We start from the raw sequence: 22,626 nt of genomic DNA on the forward strand, positions 1-22,626 counted from the left end.
AAAAAACTCCTTTATAGTGGGATATTCCCATGCTTTTTAGCTGGTCGTGTTTCTTTTTTATTGCGCATCATATCTAGCGCTTGAATAAGTTTAATACGTGTTTCCCGAGGATCTATAACATCATCTACCATACCACGAGCAGCAGCTACATAAGGATTTGCAAATTTCTCGCGATATTCCTCGATTTTTGTCGCACGGGTTTGTTCAGGATTGTCGCTTTGCGCGATTTCCCGGGAAAAGATTACGTTTGCAGCCCCTTGAGGACCCATAACTGCAATCTCTGCATTTGGCCAAGCAAACACTAGATCCGCGCCAATTGACTTCGAGTTAAGTGCTACATATGCCCCACCATAAGCTTTTCGCAAAATGACGGTCATTTTCGGAACTGTTGCTTCTGAATACGCATACAAAATTTTAGCACCATGACGAATAATTCCTCCATGTTCTTGCTTAATTCCAGGGAAAAATCCAGTTACATCTTCAAATGTAATGAGTGGAATATTAAAGGAATCACAGAATCGAATGAAACGAGCTGCTTTATCTGAAGAATTGATATCAAGTCCACCAGCCATTACTTTTGGTTGATTACACACTAACCCGACGACTTCCCCTTTAATACGAGCAAGTCCAATTACAACATTACGAGCAAATTCTTTTTGGACTTCCATGAAAGAATCTTGATCCACAACTTGTTCAACGACTCTCCGAATATCATAAGGACGAATCGCATCAAAAGGAACGACATCCGTTAAATCCGGACGATAATCGTCAAGATTGTCAACTTCAAGTCGAGGTGGTTTCTCATCATTATTTTGAGGTAAGAAACTTAATAATTCTCTAACTTGTTGTAATATTTCCTGTTCCGTTTCAGCACGGAAATGAGCATTACCACTGATGGCATTATGTACTTTTGAACCACCTAAGTCTTCAGAAGAAATTTTTTCACCTGTAACAGTTTCAATTACTTTCGGACCTGTAATAAACATTTGACTCGTTTTATCTACCATAAAAACAAAATCCGTAATAGCCGGAGAATACACAGCTCCACCAGCACAAGGTCCCAATATTACAGATATTTGTGGAATTACGCCTGAATAGATTGTGTTGCGATAGAAAATATGTCCGTAGCCATCCAGTGATAGGACTCCTTCTTGAATACGCGCACCACCCGAATCATTTAAGCCAATAAAAGGAGCACCGTTTTTAGCAGCTAAATCCATAACGTTGGCAATTTTCATTGCATGCATTTCACCAAGTGCTCCACCAAAAACGGTAAAGTCTTGTGAGAATAAATAAATGGCACGACCATTTACTTTACCGTAACCTGTTACGACACCTTCTCCAGGACCCTCTTGAGTGTCCATACCAAAATCAACCGTACGATGTTCCACAAATGGGTTTAATTCAACAAACGTTCCTTTATCTACTAATAAATCAATACGTTCACGAGCTGTTAATTTACCTTTTGCATGTTGCTTTTCAATTCTTTCGTCTCCGCCCCCAAGCTCAATTTCACGCTTGCGATCGTATAAGTCATTAATTTTCTCATAAATATCCATGTATTTTACCCCTTTAGACCGCTTTTATCACATAATTCATAGAGCACACCATATGAAGATTTCGGATGTAAGAATGCAACTTGTGCACCGCCCGCTCCAATTTTCGGTTGTTCATTTAAAATACGAATGCCTTTTTCGCGAAGTTCAATCATCCGTTCTTCAATACCTTCGACTCCAAAAGCAATATGATGAATGCCCTCACCTTTTTTTTCAATAAATGCATGAATCGCACTTTTTTCTGACATAGGCTCTAGTAACTCTAGTTTGACATTACCTGCATCGATGAAAGCCACACGAACTGCTTCAGATGTAACTTCTTCAATCTTTAATACTTTTAAACCTAGAACTTCTGTATAGTAAGGGATTGTTTCATCTAAATTTCTAACGGCGATACCGATATGATCAACCTTTTTCAAATTAGTCACACCCTTCTGCTTTCTCCACTTTCTATTGTACCGATTTTCATTTGAAAACTCTACCTCTTGAGATTTTTTTCAGTTTCCTCTAAACTTATAAATAGTGAGGTAAAGGAGTTGTTTGGGATGCGTAATGAAAGTTTCCGAAAGTTCATCGTCTATTTAATGATTATCATGATGGTATTATCTAGTGCATTATTTGGTTTAAGCTTATTCTTTTAAATTAAGTGTAAAGCGCACTCTAACCTGGTAACTGCGTTGGATAGCTAGACACACATATTGACAAAAGTAATTACTTTCTAATTCTAACAATAGACAGCTTTGAAGGAGTATTTAGTCCTTCGAAGCTGTCTTTTTTTTCGTAGTGAAGCCAATAAAGTTACTTTTTATCCGTAAATATTGTTCCATTTCTTCAATAAACTGGTACAGTGCCGCCATAGCTAAAAAGTTTTCATGATCTTTAGGTAATGGCATTGTAGAAAATTCTTCTTTAACTTCATCTAGTTTGGAAATAAAACGATGTGCCGTATTTCCGGAATGCACATGGTTCGCCAAATCTTCAATAAAGTCCGCTACAAGTTGTGAATGAGAAATAGTAACAGGTAACGCTGTAATCTTTGGAAGAACTCTTTCAATTATTTCGAACTGTTGTTCACGCATATCGAAATAAAGATAATGCAAATTTTGTCTTCTATTTAAATGATTCTCTACATCTTGATAGGCGAGAGCTTTGCCTTTTTCAATCACTTCAGATACTTGTACGAGTTCTTTCCCATCCCAATTCGAATCACCATTACGTAAATACAACGCAACTTCATGAAAAATCTTTGCGTACAAAGATTCGAGGTCTAAACGATATTTTTTTAAATCTTTTTCAATGTCTGGCATGTAGATATTTACGAGCAATGCGACACCAAAGCCGACAGCCATCAATTGAAATTCGTTCCACATCAACGACATCGTCAGGGATTTCGCGTCAAATAAATGCAGAAGTATTACCACACTCGAAACAAAACCATCTTGAAGTTTAAAAGACACAAGAGTTGGAATAAAAAGTAATATTAAAAGACCGAAAACAATTGGATTATAAGCTATACCTTCGAAAAAGACGAAAGCAAATCCCACACCAATAATAGTCGAAATAATACGGGAATATACGGCCCGCAATGACTTCCTTTTGGTTGGTTGAATACATAACACCGTTAATATAAAAGCAGAACTGTAATAATCCAAGTCTAAAAACATTGCGATCAGCATGGCAATACTTGCACCTACTGCTGTTTTTAGCGTGCGATAGCCGATACGAAATCGTCTAAATTGCATTCTTTCACCATCTTTCTTAGCTTAAAGAGTCACACCAATAAGCGTAGAAGTCCATTTTTGTTACACTGAAACTTCGGAAAGACCGAATTAAAAAAAGGAGATTTCAAGCCGAATCTTGAAGATAGACTAACTTACAAAAGTACAAAAAAGAGCACTAATTCAGTGCTCTCTTTTCTATCTTATAGTTCGTCACAATGCTCTTCAAAAAGTGCTTGAATATGTGTAATTACTGACATTGGATCATGTCCTTCAATTTCGTGACGACCAACTTCAGCGACAGCTTGTCCATCTTTTAAAAGAACAAATGAAGGTGATGATGGCAAGTGTTCTTCTCCAAATAGCATACGTGCTTGAGCAGTCGCTTCTTTATCTTGTCCTGCAAATACTGTCACTAAATGATCTGGGCGTTTATCGTAGTGAACCGCGTTCGCAGCAGATGGACGAGCTATGCCACCCGCACAACCACACACCGAGTTAATCATGACTAGTGAAGTACCTTTACGAGCAAATGCTTTTTCAACATCTTCTGGAGTCGTCAATTGTTCGTAGCCGCTAGCTTCCATTTCACCACGTGCTTGACGTACTATATCATTCATTAATAAGTTAAAATCCATGTTCATTTGTAAAACTCCTTTCAATCTTCAATTCCCATAATATCATTTCATTAATAGACACGCAAAAACTAAGTTTGACTATCGACAGGAAATAAATTTTCAACTGCTTGTGACACCGTAATATCACCTTGTAATATTTCTTTTTCGAGAAATTTAACTTGTGTTTTCGTTTCTGGTAATCCATAAAAATTGTCCATTAATCGATCTGTAATCATAGTATGAAACCAATCTTTTGTTTGAAATTGACGACGTTCTATAAAAACACCTGAATCAATTAACTTCTCTTTAAAAGAACAAATTTTTTCCCATACTTCATGTATTCCTTTGTTTTCAACGGAAGAGACTGGCATAGCTTTGGTAGTCCAACCTGGAGTAGCAGGTTGTAGGAAATGAAGAATTTGCTCATACTCAGCTGCGGTTTTCTTCGACATTTTCGTATTGTCGCCGTCAGCTTTGTGCACGACTAGCAAATCAGCTAATTCCATTATGCCTTTTTTCATACCTTGTAATTCATCTCCAGCACCTGTTAATACCATCAACATAAAGAAGTCGACCATGCCGCGCACAATTGTTTCGCTTTGTCCCACACCGACCGTTTCAATCAAAATTACGTCATAGCCTGCAGCTTCACACAGTAACATGGTTTCCCGTGTTTTTTTATGAACCCCACCTAACGTTCCTGCCGTAGGTGATGGGCGAATAAATGCGTTCTCGTATCTAACAAGCTCTTCCATTCTTGTTTTATCACCTAATATACTGCCTCCAGAAAGACTAGAACTCGGATCTATGGCGAGTACTCCTACTTTAAATCCTTTATTACATAAGTATATTCCGAACGCTTCAATAAACGTACTTTTCCCTGCACCAGGAACACCCGTTATACCTATTCGAATGCTCTTTCCAGTGTGCGGGAGAAGTTCTTGTAATAATAGTTGACCTGTTCTTTTGTCTTCAGAAACAGTACTTTCAAGTAACGTGATAGCTTTAGCCAAATGGAACCTAGAACCAAGAAGAATTTCACGAGAAAATTCTTCGACAGAAATCTCTTTTTTTGATGTCCGTCGAAATTGCTTTCGCGCCGCTTGTCCCATTCCGTCATGCTTTGACTTGAGGCCATTCATAACGTTCATAGCACTTTTCTGTTGATTCTCTTGACCTTCCATTATTCAGTCACTTCCTCATACCCTAGACGTCGGTAAATTTCTTCTATGACTTTCCCAGCAGCCACAGGAATGACCGTTCCTGGTCCAAAAATCGCAGCTGCTCCATTTTCACGCAAGAACGCATAATCTTGAGCAGGAATAACCCCACCTACAACAATGAGAATATCTTCACGTCCAATTTTTTTCAATTCACTTTGGAGTGCTGGAACTAATGTCATATGGCCTGCAGCAAGAGAACTAACGCCGATTACATGTACATCATTTTCCGCTCCTTGCCTAGCTGTTTCTTCAGGTGTTTGGAATAATGGTCCAATATCTACATCAAATCCTAAATCAGCAAAGGCAGTGGCAATCACTTTAGCTCCACGATCGTGTCCATCTTGTCCCATTTTAGCAATTAAAATTCGGGGGCGACGCCCTTCATTTTCTTTAAAGTCTTCTGTCATATCTTTAACCGCTTGAATTTCTTCTTCATTTGAAAAGTTTGAACTATATACACCACTCACGGAACGAATCACCGCCTTATGTCGACCTGATACACTTTCAATGGCATCTGAAATTTCACCAAGTGTTGCACGAACTCTCGCTGCTTGTACTGCGCATGCAAGTAAATTCTCTTCCCCTGTTTTCGCTGCGTTTGTAAGAGCATTTAGTGCAAGTTGAACTTCATCATCATTGCGCGTTTGTTTCATTTTTTCAATTCGATTAATTTGCTTTTGTCGCACAACCGTATTATCAATATTTAATATATCAATCGGGTCTTCTTCGGCTAATCGAAATTTATTAACACCAATTATGATTTCTTTTCCTGAATCAATTTGTGCTTGTTTTTTCGCAGCGGCTTCTTCAATTTTCATTTTCGGTAATCCTGTTTCAATTGCTTTTGTCATTCCACCCAGGTCTTCTATCTCTTCAATCAAAGACCATGCTTTTTGCATTAATTCATCCGTTAATTTTTCAACGGCATACGAACCGCCCCACGGGTCAATAACTTTTGTCATCATTGTTTCCTCTTGCAAGAAAAGCTGGGTATTACGAGCAATACGAGCTGAGAAATCTGTAGGTAAAGCAATGGCTTCATCTAGTGCATTAGTATGCAAAGACTGGGTATGACCCATTGCTGCTGCATTTGCTTCAATAAGTGTTCGTGTAACATTATTGAACGGGTCTTGTTCTGTTAAACTCCATCCTGACGTTTGAGAATGAGTTCGAAGTGCTAGTGATTTCGGGTTTTTCGGGTCAAATGTTTGCATCATCTGTGCCCAAATTCGACGAGCAGCTCTCATTTTAGCCACTTCCATAAAGTAGTTCATACCAATAGCCCAGAAAAACGATAACCGAGGGGCAAATGAATCAATATCAATGCCTGCTTTTAACCCTGTACGAACATATTCTAGACCATCAGCAAGCGTATAAGCTAATTCAATATCAGCAGTGGCCCCTGCTTCTTGCATATGATAGCCGGAAATTGATATCGAGTTGAATTTCGGCATAAATTTTGATGTATATTCAAATATGTCAGCAATAATTTTTATTGACATTTTTGGTGGATAAATATACGTATTACGCACCATATACTCTTTTAAAATATCGTTTTGAATCGTTCCAATAAGCTTCTCAGGTGTGACGCCTTGTTCTTCTGCTGTCACAATGTAAAACGCTAAAATCGGTAATACTGCACCATTCATAGTCATCGACACAGACATTTGATCAAGAGGAATACCATCAAACAAAATTTTCATATCTTCAATCGAATCAATCGCTACCCCTGCTTTTCCAACGTCTCCAGTTACTCGTGGATGATCGGAGTCGTATCCACGATGTGTCGCTAAATCAAATGCAACCGACAATCCTTTTTGTCCCATCGCCAAGTTTCTACGATAAAATGCATTGCTTTCTTCTGCAGTCGAAAATCCTGCATATTGGCGCACTGTCCAGGGCCGTGACACATACATCGTCGGATATGGCCCCCGTGTATTTGGCGCAATTCCTGGGAAATCTGAAATATGCTCTAGTGATGCTACATCTTCTTTTGCATATCTTGACGTCAGGCGTATGCCTTCATTAGTTAAAAAGGAATCTGTAGTAGCAGATGAATTCTTTTCTTGAGAAACAAAATCCTCTAATTGAATCGCTTTGAAATTAGGCTTCATATCCACGTATCCCTTCATTTTTGACATGTAAAAGTTGATGCATTTTTTCAATCAAATCTTGACCTGCAAAAATAGTGCCGTTTAAACCTAATTCACGCCATTGTTGTTCTTCAGGGAATTTTCCTGCAACATCAATAATAATTTGTTTATCTGATTGCTCAATAAATAGCGGTAAGATTTCTTTCACAACCTCATCTTTAGCTGCTATTACCACATAGTCGACATGATTTGACTTCACCCAACGCCATGCATCAACAGAAGTTGTAAAAACGGGACTTATTTCAGGATCTAACCCACCTGCTTGCAAGAAGCCTTGAACAAAATCAGCCCTTGGTTTAACATCTTTTAACACGCCAAATGAAACCACGGCAGCCTTTAATGGGTGCTCTGTAAACTGCATTCGTAGTTGTTCAAATGGAATGGCTAATCTTTCTGTTTCAACATCGGAATCAGTAAATGAAACTACGTCTACTGGATTAGCGTATATATTCGTTCCAATCAATGATGCTTTGCGTTTTGCTAGAACCTGCGTTCTTGAAGATTGTACTTCACGTGCCAACGCCAATAAATAATCTTCTTGATCTTCAGATTTTTTTTCTAATACTTGTAAAAATAAAGTCCATGATTGACGAACAAGATCTGCCGTTAATGATTCGACATAGTAAGACCCCGCAGAAGGGTCAATCATTTTATTCACCATCGTTTCTTCCCGAATAACGAGTTGGACATTACGTGCCATTCGTTCAGATGATGGTGAGCTGCCAGTTAATATATCATGAGGGTGAACGCTGATCATATCCGCCCCTCCTAAAACTGCAGAAAACGTTGCATTTCCCGCTCGTAATAAGTTTACTGTTGGATCAAGTTTTGAATAAGATCGTAGTGAAGTCTCAGCTACTATAGGAATGGACGTTTGTTCGACGTCATATGCAGTAGCAAAAGCTTTCCATAATACACGGAATGCACGTAGTTTCCCGATTTCCATAAAGAAATTCGTGTCAATCGCAAACTGGACAGCTGCTTTATTCGAAAAATCACTTTGCTTCTCTGCTAGTTTTGACAAAGATAATAAGGCATACGTTAGTTCATGAACCGCGGTACCCCCTGAATGGTGGATGAAATTAGTTGATATCACTGTCTTTAAAAATGGTAACGAAACACCATTTACAAAACCAATTAACTTTTCATGATCTTGTTTTGAAATAAGGTCAAAAACACCAATTACTTGATCATTAGTTGTTTTTACTGAAATATAGAATGGATGAGTTTTTAATAGCTCCACTAATTCTAGAAGCTCTTCGTTGGACCAGGCCCATGAAGTTGAAGTACCAGTGTAAACAATCATTTCGTTTCCACGTGTAAGTTGATCTTTTGTTTTATGTAAAAATTCTTTAGCCGAATTGGCAGATGTTGGTTGCGCAATTATCCATTTTGCATCTTGTTTGGCTTGAGAAACCATTTCGGAATAATTTAAGGTTTTTTGTAAATGTTCAGCAGTATACAAAGGTTGAAGGTCAATTCCTTCAAAAGTAGGTGTAACCAGTTGCTCATACGGTTTACCTTTTAACGATTGAACAGCTTCAACTTTCCATTCTTCATAAGTTGCTTTAGGAAACGTAGTGTTTTTCATTTGATTGATGACCATAGTGTCGCTTGCGCCTCCTTTGAATTTGTTACTTACTTCTAGTCTACCCGATTTTTAACTTTGATAATAGAACAAAAGCCCGATGACCGAAAATTTCGGCATCGGACTTTTTAATTTATGACTAGTTTTTAGCGCTCAGTTATCAGTTAGTACACGGATGTATTTTCTTTTGTCATGTTTTCTAAGATTTCTTTAACGCGTGCTAAGAAGTTCCCACAAACTAGACCGTCTAATACACGGTGATCAAGAGATAGACATAAGTTAACCATATCGCGAGCAGCAATCATGCCACCATCCATTATGACTGGACGTTTAACAATTGATTCTACTTGTAGAATAGCCGCTTGAGGATAATTGATAATGCCCATCGATTGAATTGAACCAAATGAGCCAGTGTTGTTTACTGTGAAAGTTCCACCTTGCATTTCGTCAGATTTCAACTTACCTGCACGTACTTTGCTTGCAAGTTCATTAATTTCGCGACCAATGCCTTTAATTGTTTTTTCATCAGCACTTCTAATAACTGGAACATATAGTGCATCTGGCGTCGCAACTGCGATTGAAATATTGATGTCTTTTTTCTGTATGATTTTATCGCCAGCCCACATTGAGTTCATCATTGGGTATTCTTTTAAAGCTTGAGAAACAGCTTTTACGAAGAAAGCGAAATACGTTACATTAAAGCCTTCTTTTTTCTTGAATTCGTTTTTAATGCTATTACGGTATTGAACAAGGTTCGTTACATCCACTTCGATCATTGTCCATGCATGTGGTGCCTCATGCTTACTACGTAACATGTTGGCAGCAATTGCTTTACGAATTCCTGTAACAGGAATTTCGATATCACCAACAGCTAATGGAACATTCACAGGAGCAGCTGTTTTAGCAGCTGGAGCTGAGCTTTGTGCCACGGCAACATTTTCTGCTTTAGGAGCAGATTGTTCAGCTTTAGCCGTTGGGATATTCCCGCTTTCGATAATGGCTAATAAATCTTTGCGTGTAATACGTCCTTCATTACCAGAACCATCTACAAGTGTTAAATCAATATCATTTTCTTGTGCGATTTTCAGTACTGCAGGTGAATAACGAGCTTTTGACCCTTTTTCACGTTCAACTGGAGCCGGAGCCTTTTTAGATGCAGCAGCAGGCATTTCTGCAGCTACTTTTTTGTCAGTAGATGCAGCATTTGATGTCGTCTCTTCAGAAGAAGAAGCTCCACCTTCCGTTTCGATAGTACAAACAATCGCACCAACTTCTAAAGTTTCGCCCTCTGTTGCGATGAGTTCTTTAATCACACCAGTAAATGAAGACGGGACTTCAGCCGTCACTTTATCAGTAGTTACTTCCGCAAGTGAATCGTATTTATTAACTTTATCACCCGGTTGAACTAACCATTTTTCGATTGTTCCTTCTGTTACAGATTCGCCGAGTTGAGGCATTTTAATTTGTTCGATTGCCAAGTGTAACTCCTCCTTTCATATTAAAATTCAGCAAGTTCACGCATTGCTTTTTCAACTTTGTCTGGGTTAATCATAAAGAATTTCTCCATTGTAGGTGCATAAGGCATTGCTGGAATATCAGGTCCTGCTAAACGTTTAATAGGCGCATCAAGGTCAAACAAGCAGTTTTCTGCAATGATCGCTGCAACTTCACCCATGATGCTACCTTCCATATTATCTTCAGTAACAAGAAGAACTTTTCCTGTTTTTGAAGCAGCTTCAATAATTGCTTCTTTATCTAATGGATAAATCGTACGCAAATCAAGAATATGAGCAGAAATACCATCTTGCTCTAAACGCTCAGCAGCTTGTAGTGCAAAGTGAACAGCAAGACCATAAGTGATTACAGTAATGTCTTCACCTTCACGTTTAACGTCCGCTTTACCGATTTCAATTGTGTAATCCTCTTCAGGGACTTCACCTTTAATTAAACGGTAAGCACGTTTGTGCTCAAAGAACATCACTGGATCATCATCACGAATAGCAGCTTTTAATAAGCCTTTTGCATCGTAAGGTGTTGAAGGAATCACGATTTTCAAACCTGGTTGGTTAGCAAAAATTGCTTCAACTGATTGTGAATGATAAAGAGCACCATGAATTCCTCCACCAAAAGGTGCACGGAAAACGATTGGACAAGACCAATCATTATTTGAACGGTAACGAATACGAGACGCTTCAGAAATGATTTGGTTAACAGCCGGCATGATGAAATCAGCAAATTGCATTTCTGCAATTGGACGCATTCCATACATTGCAGCACCGATTCCTACACCAGCAATAGCAGATTCTGCTAAAGGAGTGTCCATTACGCGATCTTCTCCAAATTGATCGTATAAGCCTTGAGTAGCTTTGAACACGCCACCCTTGTGACCTACGTCTTCACCAAGGATAAATACATTTTCATCGCGTTCCATCTCTTCTTTCATTGCGAGTGTAATTGCGTCAATATAAGACATAACTGCCATTATGCGTTCCCCCCGTCTTTTTCAGCATAGACGTATTTTAAAGCACTTTCTGGTGCAGCGTATGGAGCATTTTCTGCATAATCCGTTGCTTCATTTACTTCTTTCATAATTCGATCATTCATATCTTTTTCAAGTTCTTCAGTTAAAATGTTCAATTCTGTTAAATAAGCCGCAAACTTGCCAATTGGATCAGCAGCGACCCCTTCTGCAAGATCTTCTTTTGTACGGTATTGACGTTGATCATCATCAGATGAGTGAGCCGTCAAACGGTGTGATACTGCTTCGATTAGAGTTGGACCTTCTCCAGAACGAGCACGGTCAGCAGCTTCTTTGACCACTTTATAAACTTCTAAAGGATCTGTTCCATCAACTGTGAAACCAGGCATACCGTAGCCAATTGCACGGTCAGATACGTTTTTAGCAGCTACTTGTCTTGCGTAAGGTACAGAAATCGCATACTTATTGTTTTCTACCAAAGTAATACAAGGCAATTTATGAACGCCTGCAAAGTTCAAACCTTCGTGGAAGTCACCTTGGTTAGATGAACCTTCACCTAGCGTGACGAAAGTTATGAAATCTTTTTTCTTAATTTTCCCAGCAAGTGCAACACCAACCGCATGAGGAAGTTGTGTCGTAACAGGTGAAGAACCTGTCAAAATACGATTTTTCTTTTGACCAAAGTGACCAGGCATTTGACGTCCACCTGAATTTGGATCTTCCGCTTTTGCAAAAGCAGAAAGCATTAAATCTTGAGCTGTCATACCGAAGTGTAAAACTACACCCATATCACGGTAATAAGGTGCGATATAATCTTTCGTATTATCAAGTGCGTAAGCTGCTCCAACTTGTGTAGCTTCTTGACCTTGACATGAAATAACAAAAGGAATTTTCCCTGCACGGTTCAATAACCACATACGCTCATCTATTCGACGTGCCATTAACATCGTTTCAAAGATTTTCAATACATCATCGTTTGATAATCCTAACTCTTCATGACGATTTGCTGTCATTGGAACATCCCCCTTATAATCCATCATATTTTATGCGTGAATTGCTTTACCTTCAACAGCTAACGCTGCTTCTCCCATTACTTCAGAAAGCGTTGGGTGTGGGTGAATTGTGTTTGCAATTTCCCAAGGTGTTGCATCAAGTACCATTGCTAAACCAGCTTCAGAAATCATATCTGTTACGTGTGGTCCAATCATGTGTACGCCTAAAATATCGTTTGTATTTTTATCAGTAATAATTTTCACAAAGCCATCAGATTCACCATAAACAAGTGCTTTTCCGATTGCTTTAAATGAGAATTTACCTACTTTCACATCGAACCCTTGGTCTTTAGCTTGTTGCTGTGTAATCCCAACGCTTGACGCTTCTGGGTTTGAGTAAACACAACGAGACACTAAGTTGTAATCAATCGCGTGAGTTTTTAGACCTGAAATGTGTTCAACCGCCGTAATACCTTCATGTGAAGCAACGTGTGCAAGTTGTAAGCCACCGATGACATCCCCGATTGCATATATATGAGATTCTTTCGTTTGGAAGGTATTTTTCACTTGAACAAATCCTTTATCCACAACGATATCCGTATTTTCAATACCAATACCTTCAACATTGGCTTGACGACCAACCGAAACTAACATTTTCTCAGCTGTAAAGGTTTTCGTTTCACCTTTAAATTCGGCAGAAATAGTCACAGTTCCATCAGAAGTTTCTAAAGTGTCAGCTAACACTTTTGCACTTGTTGCAAACGTAATGCCTTTTTTAGATAAGAGTTTTTGCATTTCTTTTGAAACATCCGCATCTTCCGTAGGAATAATGCGATCTGCATATTCAATTACTGTTACTTCTACACCAAAGTCATTCAACATAGAAGCCCATTCGATCCCAATAACACCGCCACCAACGATTAAGATGGATTTAGGTAACTCCGTCATTACAAGTGCTTCATCAGAAGTCATGACCTGTGTTCCATCAATTGTTAAGCCTGGAAGTGAACGAGGACGTGAACCTGTCGCAATGATAACGTTTTTGGGAATAAGCATTTCATTTTCTTCACCATTGTTCATCTCGACAGAAACCGTTCCACCTGGAGATGGAGAGAAGATTGACGGCCCTAACATTCTGCCAGTTCCTTCATACACATCTATTTTCCCTTTTTTCATCAAACCTTGAACACCTTGATGAAGCTGAGAAACAATACTTTCCTTACGTGCTTGTACTCGAGAGAAATCTAATGAAACTTCTCCTGTGTTTACACCAAAGTCTGCTGCGTGATTTTTTGTATTTGCATATACTTCAGCACTGCGAAGTAGCGCTTTACTTGGAATACAACCTTTATGTAGGCAGGTTCCACCTAAACTTCCTTTTTCAACAATCGCAGTTTTTAATCCTAATTGAGCCGAACGGATTGCAGCAACATATCCGCCAGTTCCGCCTCCTATAATGACAACGTCATAATCTTGAGCCATAACAATCGGCCTCCTTTTATTGTAGGTTCGGGTATACTTTTGCTTGTTCTTCACCATTTAATACACGAATGGCGCCTTCAGTTAATGCTTGTAACTCGTTTTCCCCTGGATATACCACAACATCAGCAATCCAGTTAATACGTCTTGAAATCGATTCTACAAAGTCTTTTCCGTAAGCTAGTCCACCAGTTAATATAATCGCATCAATTTTGCCTTCTAAAACAGCACTTGCAGATCCGATTTCACGAGCGACTTGATAAGCCATTGCATCATAAATTAGTTCAGCTTCTTTATCGCCTTTTGCAATGCGTTTTTCAACTACCACTGCATCATTCGTACCAAGGTAACTAACAAGCCCACCTTGACCAACTAATTTTTTCATAATTTCATTCCGGTAATATTCACCAGAGAAACAAAGATCAATTAGGTCGCCAGCAGGAACAGTCCCTGCACGTTCTGGACTAAATGGTCCGTCTCCGTGTAATCCATTGTTGACTTCGATCACTCGTCCATTTTCATGAACGCCAACTGTGATACCTCCACCCATATGAGTAACGATAAGTCGCATGTCTTCATAGGCTTTGCCACACTTTTTAGCATATCGTCTTGCAACAGCTTTCTGATTTAATGCATGAAAAATGGATTTGCGTTCAATTAACGAAAATCCTGAAATACGTGCAATCGGAGCAAACTCATCGACAACTACTGGGTCGACAATGTATGAAGGGATATTTAAACCTGTTGCAATTTCAAATGCTAAAATTCCACCTAAGTTGGAAGCGTGTTGACCAGAGTACCCTTTTTTTAAATCTACTAACATTGCGTCATTTACCGCATAAGTTCCACCTTCGATTGGACGAAGGAGCCCACCTCTACCACAGACGGCAGACAACTTCGAAATGTTTATTCCTTCTTCATCCAATGCTTCTAAAATGGTTTCCTTACGAAATTCATATTGATCAATGATAGAAGAAAACTGTCCAATCTCTTCAGCAGAGTGTCGGATGGTTTTCTCCATCAATAAAACATCGTTTTCAAAAACACCAATTTTTGTAGATGTGGAACCTGGGTTTATGACAAGAATGCGATATAAATGACCTTGCATAATAATTCCTCCCAAAACTTCCTTAAAAAATATGACCGTATAAAATTACTAATTAAATCTTTAGAGCTCAAATTGTCACTCATGCAACACTTATGTTCAGTTTCACAGACCAGAGTGAAATGTGGAACTGAACATGCAGCATGTTAAAAATGACACTTTCTATATTTTGGATTAACGTCCGCTTAAAATGTGTTTGCCGTTTTGTAAGAACTGGCTACGTGATTTACCAACACGAGCAATACGTTCTTCAGCTACTCGGTCAGCTGCTAGGTAAGTTGGAATTCCTTGTGTACGTGAAATTTCCATTACTTTAGCAATGTTGTCATAGACTGTTTCTACACGTTTCATTGCACGTTCACGGTTGTAACCATTTAACTCATCCGCTACGTTAATAACACCACCAGCATTGATTACATAGTCAGGAGCATAGACGATACCAAGTTCGTGTAATGTGTCGCCATGTCGTGTTTCTTTTAATTGGTTATTTGCAGCACCTGCAACGACTTTTGCTTTTATTTGTGGAATTGTTTCATCGTTAATAATTGCACCAAGAGCACATGGAGCAAAAATATCAACTTCTTGTGAATAAATTTCATCTATATTCACTGCAGTTGCACCAAATTCTTCAACTACACGTTCAACAGCAGCTTTATTAATATCTGTAACAATTAATTTAGCGCCTTCTTCATATAAGTGACGGCATAAGTGATAGGCTACGTTACCGACACCTTGAACAGAAATGCGTTTACCTTCAAGTGAATCACTACCAAATGCTTCCATAGCAGCAGCTTTCATACCACGGTAAACGCCGTACGCAGTAACTGGAGATGGATTACCTGAAGAACCAAAAGCTGGAGAAATTCCTGTTACGTAGTTTGTTTCTTCATGAATTAAATCCATATCCGCTACAGTAGTACCAACATCTTCAGCTGTAATATAACGACCGTTTAAGCCTTGAATGAAACGACCAAAAGCGCGGAACATTTCTTCATTTTTGTCTTTTAGTGGATCGCCGATTATAACCGTTTTACCGCCACCAAGATTTAAACCAGCAGCTGCATTTTTATATGTCATCCCTCTAGCTAAACGAAGAGCATCTTCAATTGCATGTGCCTCGGAAGCATACGTCCACATGCGAGTACCGCCTAAAGCTGGCCCTAGAGTTGTATCGTGAATCGCAATAATTGCTTTTAATCCTGAAGTTTTATCTTGACAGAACACCAATTGTTCGTAGTCATAAGTTTCCATATTTTTGAAAATTTCCATTATAAATTCCTCCTATTTGTTCGTTATTTATTGCTCGACTGAACAGATTGCTAAAGCCAGAGAATTTAATTTACTTTCAGCGCTATCTGAACGAGAAGTTAAAACGATTGGAGCTTTTGCCCCTACAATTACCGCACCTACTTTTGCTCTTGCAAAGTACACCAGAGATTTGTATAAAATATTACCTGCTTCAATATTAGGTACAAGTAAAATATCAGCTTGTCCCGCATATTGGCCTGTCAATCCTTTATGATGGGCAGCTTCAACTGAAATAGCATTATCAAGAGCTACTGGACCATCAATTACACATCCCGTTATTTGTCCCCTTGTATTCATCACTACTAAAGAAGCAGCGTCAAGAGTAGGTTGCATAGCTGGGTTTACGATTTCGACTGCCGTAAGTGGGGCAACTATCGGATTAAGGACGCCTACGCCATGTGCTACCTTTACAGCATTTTGGATAATCTGGACTTTTTGTGCTAAGTCTGGCGCAATGTTCATGGCGGCATCTGTTACGAAAATCAAACGGTCATAGCCATTAATTTCAAATGCAGCAACATGTGATAAAACACTTCCAGTACGAAGTCCGAAATCCGGATTTAAAACAGCTTTTAAGATAACAGCTGTTGGAATATGACCTTTCATTAACACGTTAGCTTCGTTTAAACGAACTGATCTGACCGCTTCAATTGCCGCTTGTTGATCATTTTTTACATGATGTCTAAAAACTTTCGGATGTTTCAACAAGTGCGGAAAATGCATAACCATCATTTCTTTCAACTTATGTTCGTTATCATATAAACGAAAACTTGCCATATCATGTTCAATCGCCATACTTACCGCTTCTAGTACTTCTAAGTTTGCAGCAGTTGCTACAGCAACGACATTATCATCTAATGTTGAAGCTTGTTGAATCAAATCGTTTAATCTCATCTATAATTCACCCCAACATCTATAATTTAAGCATAAAGTGTGCCAACATATCAATCATGAAAACGCTTTATATGTCAACATGTCGTCGATTTCGGCATGCAAATAATTGCAAACCATGCAATTATTTGCATGCAATGTTATGCGAGTCCGTATTTCTCCAATTTGTAATATAATGTTCTCAGAGAAATACTTAATTGTTTCGCCGTTTTAGATTTATTACCATTTGACCTTTTTAGCGTAGCAGAAAGAATTTCTTTTTCCATACGCTCTATTTGTTCGACAAGAGGTAATATTTCTTGTGCAGGTTGGTTTAATTCTGGCTCTTGATGGGTCATCATAGTAAATGGCAAGTGCTGATCATCTAAAATCGTTTCTGCAGCTTTCATAAATATCATGCCTCTGCTAATAATATTCTCAAGCTCTCGAACATTCCCAGGCCACGAATATACACGTAGTCGTTGCATTGCCACTTCCGATATCCCTTCTACATTTCGTCCATACTCTTGATTTAACTTCACTAGAAGACGATCAGCGATTGCTGGAATATCTTGTTTATGATTGCGTAAGGGCGGAATTTGAATCGGCATGCGATTTAGGCGGTAATATAGATCTTCTCTAAATTTGCCTTCTAGCATTGCTTTCTCCATATTAATATTTGTCGCGGCAATAACCCGTACATCAATGGTAATAGATTTAGTCCCACCTACACGAACAATTTCGCTTTCTTGTAAAACGCGGAGTAGCATCGCTTGTGTATTACCTGAAAGTTCGCCAATTTCATCTAAAAAAATACTACCATGGTTCGCTTCTTCAAATAACCCTCTTTTACCTCCGCGTTTTGCACCAGTAAAAGCACCTTCTTCATACCCAAATAATTCACTTTCAAGTAAATGTTCAGCAATAGCTGCACAATTTACACGTATAAATTTATTGTACTTCCGATCACTTGAACTATGAATGGCATGAGCAAAAAGTTCTTTTCCTGTCCCTGACTCTCCACGCAAAAGGACGGTTACAGGTGTTTTGGCAGCTAACTTTGCTTGTTCTACCGATATTAGCATTTCATTTGAGTGACCAATGATATCATCAAACGTATATTTCGACTCTAACGTACGAATGATACTTCTTGCACGATCAAGCTCTTTCATTAACGAACGAATTTCAGTCACATCATGAATAACACCAACGCTGCCTTTTAATCGATTGTTAACAATTATAGGAGCCACATTCACAATAACTTCTCTCTTTAATGGACCTACGCGCATATTAACACCACGAATGGGTTTTCGCATTTGTAATACCTTCAAATGCATACTTTCGCCTTCACTAATATCCGTGGCTGCCGGCTTGCCGATAATATCATCAGTTTCAAGACCCGTAATCCGCGTATATGCCGGATTGATTAATAACCCTTTTCCTTCTTCATCTACAACAGAAATAGCATCATCACTCGACTGTATTATGGCTTGTAGCATCGTTTGTATTTCTTTTAAATTAGTTATTTCTCCAGCCAAATTGACAATTTCCGTGATATCTTTAAAAACAGAGAATGCGCCAATCCGTTGCCCTTTTTCATCAATAATTGGAAACCTTGAAGTAACGATTTCCGACCCATTACTTAATACTAATTCACGGTTTATTTCCGTTCTTCCTGTATCAAAAATTCGAGACAACTCACTTGAAGGAATCACTTCATAGATTGGCTTACCAATGGCATCACCCATTGAAATTTCTGTCATGCGTTCGGCACTTTTGTTAAAAAAGTTGACGATTCCTTTCGCATCTATACCAACCATACCTTCTTCAATTGAGTTAAAAATTAATTCTTGTTTATGGGATTCTTTTCCAATATTTTGAATAAATTGATCTTTCTCACGTAATAAACGAATGAGCATATTAGCTACCGACCCAGGAATCAATACTGTATGAGCTTGTCTATCTCTAAGAAGTTCTTCAAAGACGGCATGCTGACCAGTTAAATCAAAAATTATATGTAAGTCATTGCTTAAATAAGATTTCCATTCTGTACTAGTTGGAATGTTATTGTGCTTCGCAATTTGTATAGCAGGTGCTTGTTTATCAATATCAACTACACATTGTACGTGGAAAAACTCAACAGAAAGTAACAACCTTAAAATCGCTGTCCCTCCGACTCCGCCACCGATTATCAAAACATTTTGCAAAGACATTCAAACCCCTCGCTAACTCTATGCAATCTATTGCAAAATCTTCTTTTATCATACCTTACTTCGATGTTCTTGACAATAACATGACGGATAGTAAAATAAAAGAAGATTTCGTAACCCTTTCAATGGGAAATTATAATGTGAAATTATAGGAGATGGAAGAAATTGGCACGAACGTTAGCGTTTATTGTCTTACTGATTCCCGGCTTGATGGCAGCAGGTGGAATTATACTTATACGTGACACAATCTTTGGCAAACTAATTGAACCCATTCCTTTTTTATGGTTACAGTTACTTGTTGGTATTATATTTTTTGGCGTTGGGCTTAGTTTTTTTGCGGGATTTTTATTACATAGAGATCGAAAAAACGGAAAAGTACAAGCGAGATTTAAAAAGAAAAAGGAACTCTGATTTCAACATCAGAATTCCTTTTTTAATTGTTGCGTCAAGACTTTTTCAGGAAAATCAGTAATCCAACCAACTACAACCGGGTGTGGATTAATTAAATAATTTTCATTTCCATTGATTCCATAAAATCGTAATGGCATATAGGCTTGAAAAGCTAAATCTAATTTTTTTTGCACATAATGCCTTTTATGCATATGAAGAGCATCTGCAGCCGTCAATCGTCCAAGTTCTTCCCAATTTGTCTTTTTCGTACCTATATACGCCGTTTGTAACATAGGGTTACATTTTTTAATTCTTTCCAATACTTCATAGTGAAACGACGAAAAATGTATATTCAAATGCGTATATGACTTTTTAAATAACAAATCAATTTGTGGTGGTGCGTTTACAAATGTTTCTTTTAATTCGACATTAAGGGATAATTCATTTTTTTCAGCAAACTCTAACACTTCTTCAAATGTTAGAATTGTATCACCATTCACTAACCGGAGAAAAGATGTCCCTAACTTTAATTTTTTCACTTCTTCTAATAGCATCGAGGATACATTCCTACGAGTTCTTGCTAACCTCCAAAAATCCAAGTCATGAGTAACAATTGGCACTAAGTCCTTTGTTAATTGTAAATCAATCTCCAAACCATCTGCTCCAAGTTCGATTGCCTTAATAAAAGCAGCTGTTGAATTTTCAAGTGCATACGCAGAAGCCCCACGATGTGCATATATCGGAACTCTCACCATATATCGTCAACACCTTATCTATATGTATATTTTTCTTTACCCTCTCCTCCCTAATATATGCATCCTTTTGCTTAGAACTAGGCAAAAAAACACAGATGCTAAGTATCTGCATCTGCGTTTCGGTTTAACTCGCCATATTTTCTAAACGAATTTTATCAGCAATCATTGCAATAAACTCTGAATCAGTAGGTTTACTCTTCAAGTGATGAACTGTATACCCAAAAGTTTTTGAAATGGATTCGTAATTTCCGCGATTCCACGCAACTTCAATAGCATGACGAATGGCACGTTCGACTCGAGAAGACGTTGTGTTGAATTTCACTCCAATTTCTGGATATAACACTTTTGTAATCGACCCTAACAATTCAATATCTTCATAAACCATGTGAATCGCTTCACGTAAATAAGCGTATCCTTTAATATGTGCAGGAACTCCGATTTCTTTAATAACAGCTGTAATTGTTGTATCAATTATTTTACGGTTTGTTTTTGGCTGTGGTTGACTTTGTAAAATGCTTGAACGCTGATCAGCTTCTTGTTTATGACCAGCTACTTGAAGAATTTGATTAACCAAACGATCAAATTCAAAAGGCTTTAACATAAAGTAAGATGCACCTAGGTCTACTGCTTGTTTCATGACATCTTCTTGACCGAATGCTGTTAACATAATGACTTGAACTTTTGAAAGATTTTCATTTGCTTGCATCATTTCAAGTACAGCTAAACCATCTAAATGCGGCATAATAATATCCAGTAATAACACGTCTGGTAAGTCATTTTCCATCAAAGATAAGATTACTTTACCATTTGGAGCCGTTGTAATAACCTCAATTTGTGGATGATCCGCCAAGTAAGATTCAAGCGTTTTTACTAACTCTTTGTTATCATCTGCAATTGCTACTTTAATTTTTTCCATTGGTAATTCCCCCTATAAACTTCAATTGCGAACATGGATGTTTGTCTTTTCGGCACATTTTTCCAATTTCACACTCCAAATGTAATTCGACATTTCGGATGAAAACCCTTTATTCATTTTAAAAAAGGGTCAAAAGTTAGAAGATTTAGACTTCATTCGACTAATGGTAAGTATTTCTAAGCTTTGTCGAATAATCGTTACTTTTATCATAACAAAGATATAAAAAAATACCACACTTTTTAAAGTGTGGTCAAAAATTTATTTATGGCTGTTTTTTTATCATCTCTTGAATAAAGATGGCTGCACCTTTTACTGGATTATCAACCACCATATGAGTAATTGCACCAGCAAATTTTCCGTCTTGTATAATTGGACTTCCACTCATACCTTGTAAAATACCACCAGTTTTATTAATTAATTCAGTATCGGTAACAATAAATTGAAAAGTGGTCTCTTCAATTTTTATGATATTAACTTGATATGCTCTAACATCATTTCCATCAATAGATGTAAATAACTCCGCTTGCCCTTTCTTGACATTATGAGCATTTGCGGTAGGAATTGCCTTACCTTTTTTCATGTTAGGATCAATTAATTCACCAAAAACACCATAAATAGTGTTTTCTCTCACATTTCCAGCTTGAACATGAATTGATGCTTGTTTGGCAATTTTGTAACCAGGTTTTCCTGGTGTACTTTTGTGAATTCCCGCAATTTCAGATAAGAAAATTGAACCACCTGCAAATGAAGGAATTCGAACAATTTGCTGATCAATTATTTGATGACCTAATGCTCCATATTCGTTTGTTTTAGGATTGACATATGTTATTGTTCCAATCCCTTCTGTGTAATCCCGAATAAACGGGAGCATAGTTTCTAATTTATTTGCAGATACTAAAACATCTTGTCTTTTATTTCCGCGCAAAAATTCAATGGATACTTGTGGATTTTTTGCACCTTTACTAATTTTTTTCCAATCAGCAATTGACTTTATTGATTTTTCATTTAGCGATATAATTTGATCACCGCTTTTAAACCACAATTTTTCATCAATAAGCACATCATGAACAAATGTAGGTTTTTCTAATTTCAATTGCACACCAATTGATTGTCCAAGTGGGATTAAAGAATCTCCATTTTTCTCTGCCCAAGAATGAGTTGGGAAGACAATCATTAAACCCAAAAGAATGGTAATAATCCGTTTATTTGCAACACATCGCATACTTCACCTCCATTTAGTCAGGATGAAGTTAATATGTGTTTTAAG

20 protein-coding genes are annotated in these 22,626 nt (G+C 37.9%); 2 read left to right on the forward strand and 18 right to left on the reverse strand.

The genetic code is table 11. The annotated features are described in order from the left end of the window. Positions 1-11 precede the first annotated feature (11 nt). Together C406_RS0107780 and mce are read right to left on the reverse strand one after the other, a co-directional pair. A complete protein-coding gene (locus C406_RS0107780; RefSeq protein ID WP_017380038.1) occupies positions 12-1,559 on the reverse strand; it encodes an acyl-CoA carboxylase subunit beta in 1,548 nt (515 codons plus the stop codon). Between the two features lie 5 nt (positions 1,560-1,564). Next, the gene (gene mce / locus C406_RS0107785) at positions 1,565-1,975 is read right to left on the reverse strand and encodes a methylmalonyl-CoA epimerase (RefSeq protein WP_017380039.1); all 411 of its coding nucleotides are present in this window, start codon (positions 1,973-1,975) and stop codon (positions 1,565-1,567) included. A gap of 126 nt (positions 1,976-2,101) precedes the next feature. Between mce and prli42 the strand changes: the two genes are divergently transcribed. Next, the gene (prli42, locus tag C406_RS20505; protein ID WP_017380040.1) at positions 2,102-2,197 is read left to right on the forward strand and encodes a stressosome-associated protein Prli42; all 96 of its coding nucleotides are present in this window, start codon (positions 2,102-2,104) and stop codon (positions 2,195-2,197) included. Positions 2,198-2,308: 111 nt separating this feature from the next. On the opposite strand, the gene C406_RS0107795 is transcribed toward prli42, so the two are convergent. From C406_RS0107795 to C406_RS0107855, 13 genes are all read right to left on the reverse strand, one after another. Then, positions 2,309-3,298, reverse strand: a complete 990-nt coding sequence (locus C406_RS0107795; protein ID WP_017380041.1) for an aromatic acid exporter family protein — start codon at positions 3,296-3,298, stop codon at positions 2,309-2,311. A 179-nt stretch (positions 3,299-3,477) separates the two neighbouring features. Next, entirely contained in the window at positions 3,478-3,918 is a 441-nt protein-coding gene (locus C406_RS0107800) for a BrxA/BrxB family bacilliredoxin (RefSeq protein WP_017380042.1), read from the reverse strand. A gap of 62 nt (positions 3,919-3,980) precedes the next feature. After that, positions 3,981-5,075: a methylmalonyl Co-A mutase-associated GTPase MeaB gene (gene meaB / locus C406_RS0107805; RefSeq protein ID WP_017380043.1), complete on the reverse strand. Its 1,095-nt coding sequence runs from the start codon at positions 5,073-5,075 to the stop codon at positions 3,981-3,983. Further along, complete coding sequence (scpA, locus tag C406_RS0107810; protein ID WP_017380044.1) at positions 5,075-7,228, reverse strand: methylmalonyl-CoA mutase; 2,154 nt, start codon at positions 7,226-7,228, stop codon at positions 5,075-5,077. The genes meaB and scpA overlap by 1 nt, the downstream gene beginning before the upstream one ends. Beyond that, positions 7,218-8,873, reverse strand: coding sequence for a methylmalonyl-CoA mutase family protein (locus tag C406_RS0107815; protein ID WP_017380045.1), 1,656 nt, complete (start codon positions 8,871-8,873; stop codon positions 7,218-7,220). Before C406_RS0107815 ends, scpA begins: the two co-directional genes overlap by 11 nt. 146 nt (positions 8,874-9,019) lie before the next feature. Then, on the reverse strand, positions 9,020-10,333 hold the full coding sequence (locus C406_RS0107820) for a dihydrolipoamide acetyltransferase family protein (protein WP_017380046.1): 1,314 nt from the start codon (positions 10,331-10,333) through the stop codon (positions 9,020-9,022). A 20-nt stretch (positions 10,334-10,353) separates the two neighbouring features. Further along, positions 10,354-11,337, reverse strand: coding sequence for an alpha-ketoacid dehydrogenase subunit beta (locus tag C406_RS0107825; RefSeq protein WP_017380047.1), 984 nt, complete (start codon positions 11,335-11,337; stop codon positions 10,354-10,356). Continuing rightward, entirely contained in the window at positions 11,337-12,347 is a 1,011-nt protein-coding gene (locus C406_RS0107830) for a thiamine pyrophosphate-dependent dehydrogenase E1 component subunit alpha (RefSeq protein ID WP_017380048.1), read from the reverse strand. The genes C406_RS0107825 and C406_RS0107830 overlap by 1 nt, the downstream gene beginning before the upstream one ends. A 30-nt stretch (positions 12,348-12,377) precedes the next feature. Continuing rightward, on the reverse strand, positions 12,378-13,808 hold the full coding sequence (lpdA, locus tag C406_RS0107835) for a dihydrolipoyl dehydrogenase (protein WP_017380049.1): 1,431 nt from the start codon (positions 13,806-13,808) through the stop codon (positions 12,378-12,380). A gap of 16 nt (positions 13,809-13,824) precedes the next feature. Further along, a complete protein-coding gene (gene buk / locus C406_RS0107840) occupies positions 13,825-14,913 on the reverse strand; it encodes a butyrate kinase (RefSeq protein ID WP_017380050.1) in 1,089 nt (362 codons plus the stop codon). A gap of 171 nt (positions 14,914-15,084) precedes the next feature. Then, positions 15,085-16,179 (reverse strand): branched-chain amino acid dehydrogenase, encoded by a 1,095-nt coding sequence (gene bcd, locus C406_RS0107845; protein WP_017380051.1) that lies wholly within the window; start codon positions 16,177-16,179, stop codon positions 15,085-15,087. 27 nt (positions 16,180-16,206) lie between these two features. After that, entirely contained in the window at positions 16,207-17,112 is a 906-nt protein-coding gene (gene yqiS / locus C406_RS0107850) for a phosphate butyryltransferase (protein WP_017380052.1), read from the reverse strand. 137 nt (positions 17,113-17,249) lie between these two features. Beyond that, positions 17,250-19,295: a sigma-54 interaction domain-containing protein gene (locus C406_RS0107855; RefSeq protein WP_026045640.1), complete on the reverse strand. Its 2,046-nt coding sequence runs from the start codon at positions 19,293-19,295 to the stop codon at positions 17,250-17,252. A 168-nt stretch (positions 19,296-19,463) separates the two neighbouring features. Here C406_RS0107855 and C406_RS0107860 point away from each other — a divergent pair, with 168 nt between their 5' ends. Then, complete coding sequence (locus C406_RS0107860) at positions 19,464-19,709, forward strand: DUF2627 domain-containing protein (protein ID WP_017380054.1); 246 nt, start codon at positions 19,464-19,466, stop codon at positions 19,707-19,709. A gap of 8 nt (positions 19,710-19,717) precedes the next feature. On the opposite strand, the gene C406_RS0107865 is transcribed toward C406_RS0107860, so the two are convergent. From C406_RS0107865 to C406_RS0107875, 3 genes are all read right to left on the reverse strand, one after another. Beyond that, on the reverse strand, positions 19,718-20,443 hold the full coding sequence (locus C406_RS0107865; protein WP_017380055.1) for a glycerophosphodiester phosphodiesterase: 726 nt from the start codon (positions 20,441-20,443) through the stop codon (positions 19,718-19,720). A gap of 124 nt (positions 20,444-20,567) precedes the next feature. Beyond that, positions 20,568-21,359, reverse strand: coding sequence for a sporulation transcription factor Spo0A (gene spo0A, locus C406_RS0107870; RefSeq protein WP_017380056.1), 792 nt, complete (start codon positions 21,357-21,359; stop codon positions 20,568-20,570). 262 nt (positions 21,360-21,621) lie between these two features. After that, positions 21,622-22,581, reverse strand: a complete 960-nt coding sequence (locus C406_RS0107875) for a SpoIVB peptidase S55 domain-containing protein (RefSeq protein ID WP_017380057.1) — start codon at positions 22,579-22,581, stop codon at positions 21,622-21,624. Between the last annotated feature and the right edge of the window lie 45 nt (positions 22,582-22,626).

It is taken from the genome of Paenisporosarcina sp. TG-14 (assembly GCF_000297555.1).
GTDB classification, from domain to species: Bacteria; Bacillota; Bacilli; order Bacillales_A; family Planococcaceae; genus Paenisporosarcina; species Paenisporosarcina antarctica.

Coding starts and splice junctions, on each gene's coding strand:
- C406_RS0107875 (WP_017380057.1), bottom strand. CDS start 22,581: ATGCGATGTGTTGCAAATAAACGGATTATTACCATTCTTTTGGGTTTA.
- C406_RS0107800 (WP_017380042.1), bottom strand. CDS start 3,918: ATGAACATGGATTTTAACTTATTAATGAATGATATAGTACGTCAAGCA.
- prli42 (WP_017380040.1), top strand. CDS start 2,102: ATGCGTAATGAAAGTTTCCGAAAGTTCATCGTCTATTTAATGATTATC.
- C406_RS0107825 (WP_017380047.1), bottom strand. CDS start 11,337: ATGGCAGTTATGTCTTATATTGACGCAATTACACTCGCAATGAAAGAA.
- bcd (WP_017380051.1), bottom strand. CDS start 16,179: ATGGAAATTTTCAAAAATATGGAAACTTATGACTACGAACAATTGGTG.
- C406_RS0107795 (WP_017380041.1), bottom strand. CDS start 3,298: ATGCAATTTAGACGATTTCGTATCGGCTATCGCACGCTAAAAACAGCA.
- C406_RS0107830 (WP_017380048.1), bottom strand. CDS start 12,347: ATGACAGCAAATCGTCATGAAGAGTTAGGATTATCAAACGATGATGTA.
- C406_RS0107865 (WP_017380055.1), bottom strand. CDS start 20,443: ATGGTGAGAGTTCCGATATATGCACATCGTGGGGCTTCTGCGTATGCA.
- lpdA (WP_017380049.1), bottom strand. CDS start 13,808: ATGGCTCAAGATTATGACGTTGTCATTATAGGAGGCGGAACTGGCGGA.
- scpA (WP_017380044.1), bottom strand. CDS start 7,228: ATGAAGCCTAATTTCAAAGCGATTCAATTAGAGGATTTTGTTTCTCAA.
- meaB (WP_017380043.1), bottom strand. CDS start 5,075: ATGGAAGGTCAAGAGAATCAACAGAAAAGTGCTATGAACGTTATGAAT.
- spo0A (WP_017380056.1), bottom strand. CDS start 21,359: ATGGAAAAAATTAAAGTAGCAATTGCAGATGATAACAAAGAGTTAGTA.
- C406_RS0107815 (WP_017380045.1), bottom strand. CDS start 8,873: ATGGTCATCAATCAAATGAAAAACACTACGTTTCCTAAAGCAACTTAT.
- C406_RS0107780 (WP_017380038.1), bottom strand. CDS start 1,559: ATGGATATTTATGAGAAAATTAATGACTTATACGATCGCAAGCGTGAA.
- yqiS (WP_017380052.1), bottom strand. CDS start 17,112: ATGAGATTAAACGATTTGATTCAACAAGCTTCAACATTAGATGATAAT.
- buk (WP_017380050.1), bottom strand. CDS start 14,913: ATGCAAGGTCATTTATATCGCATTCTTGTCATAAACCCAGGTTCCACA.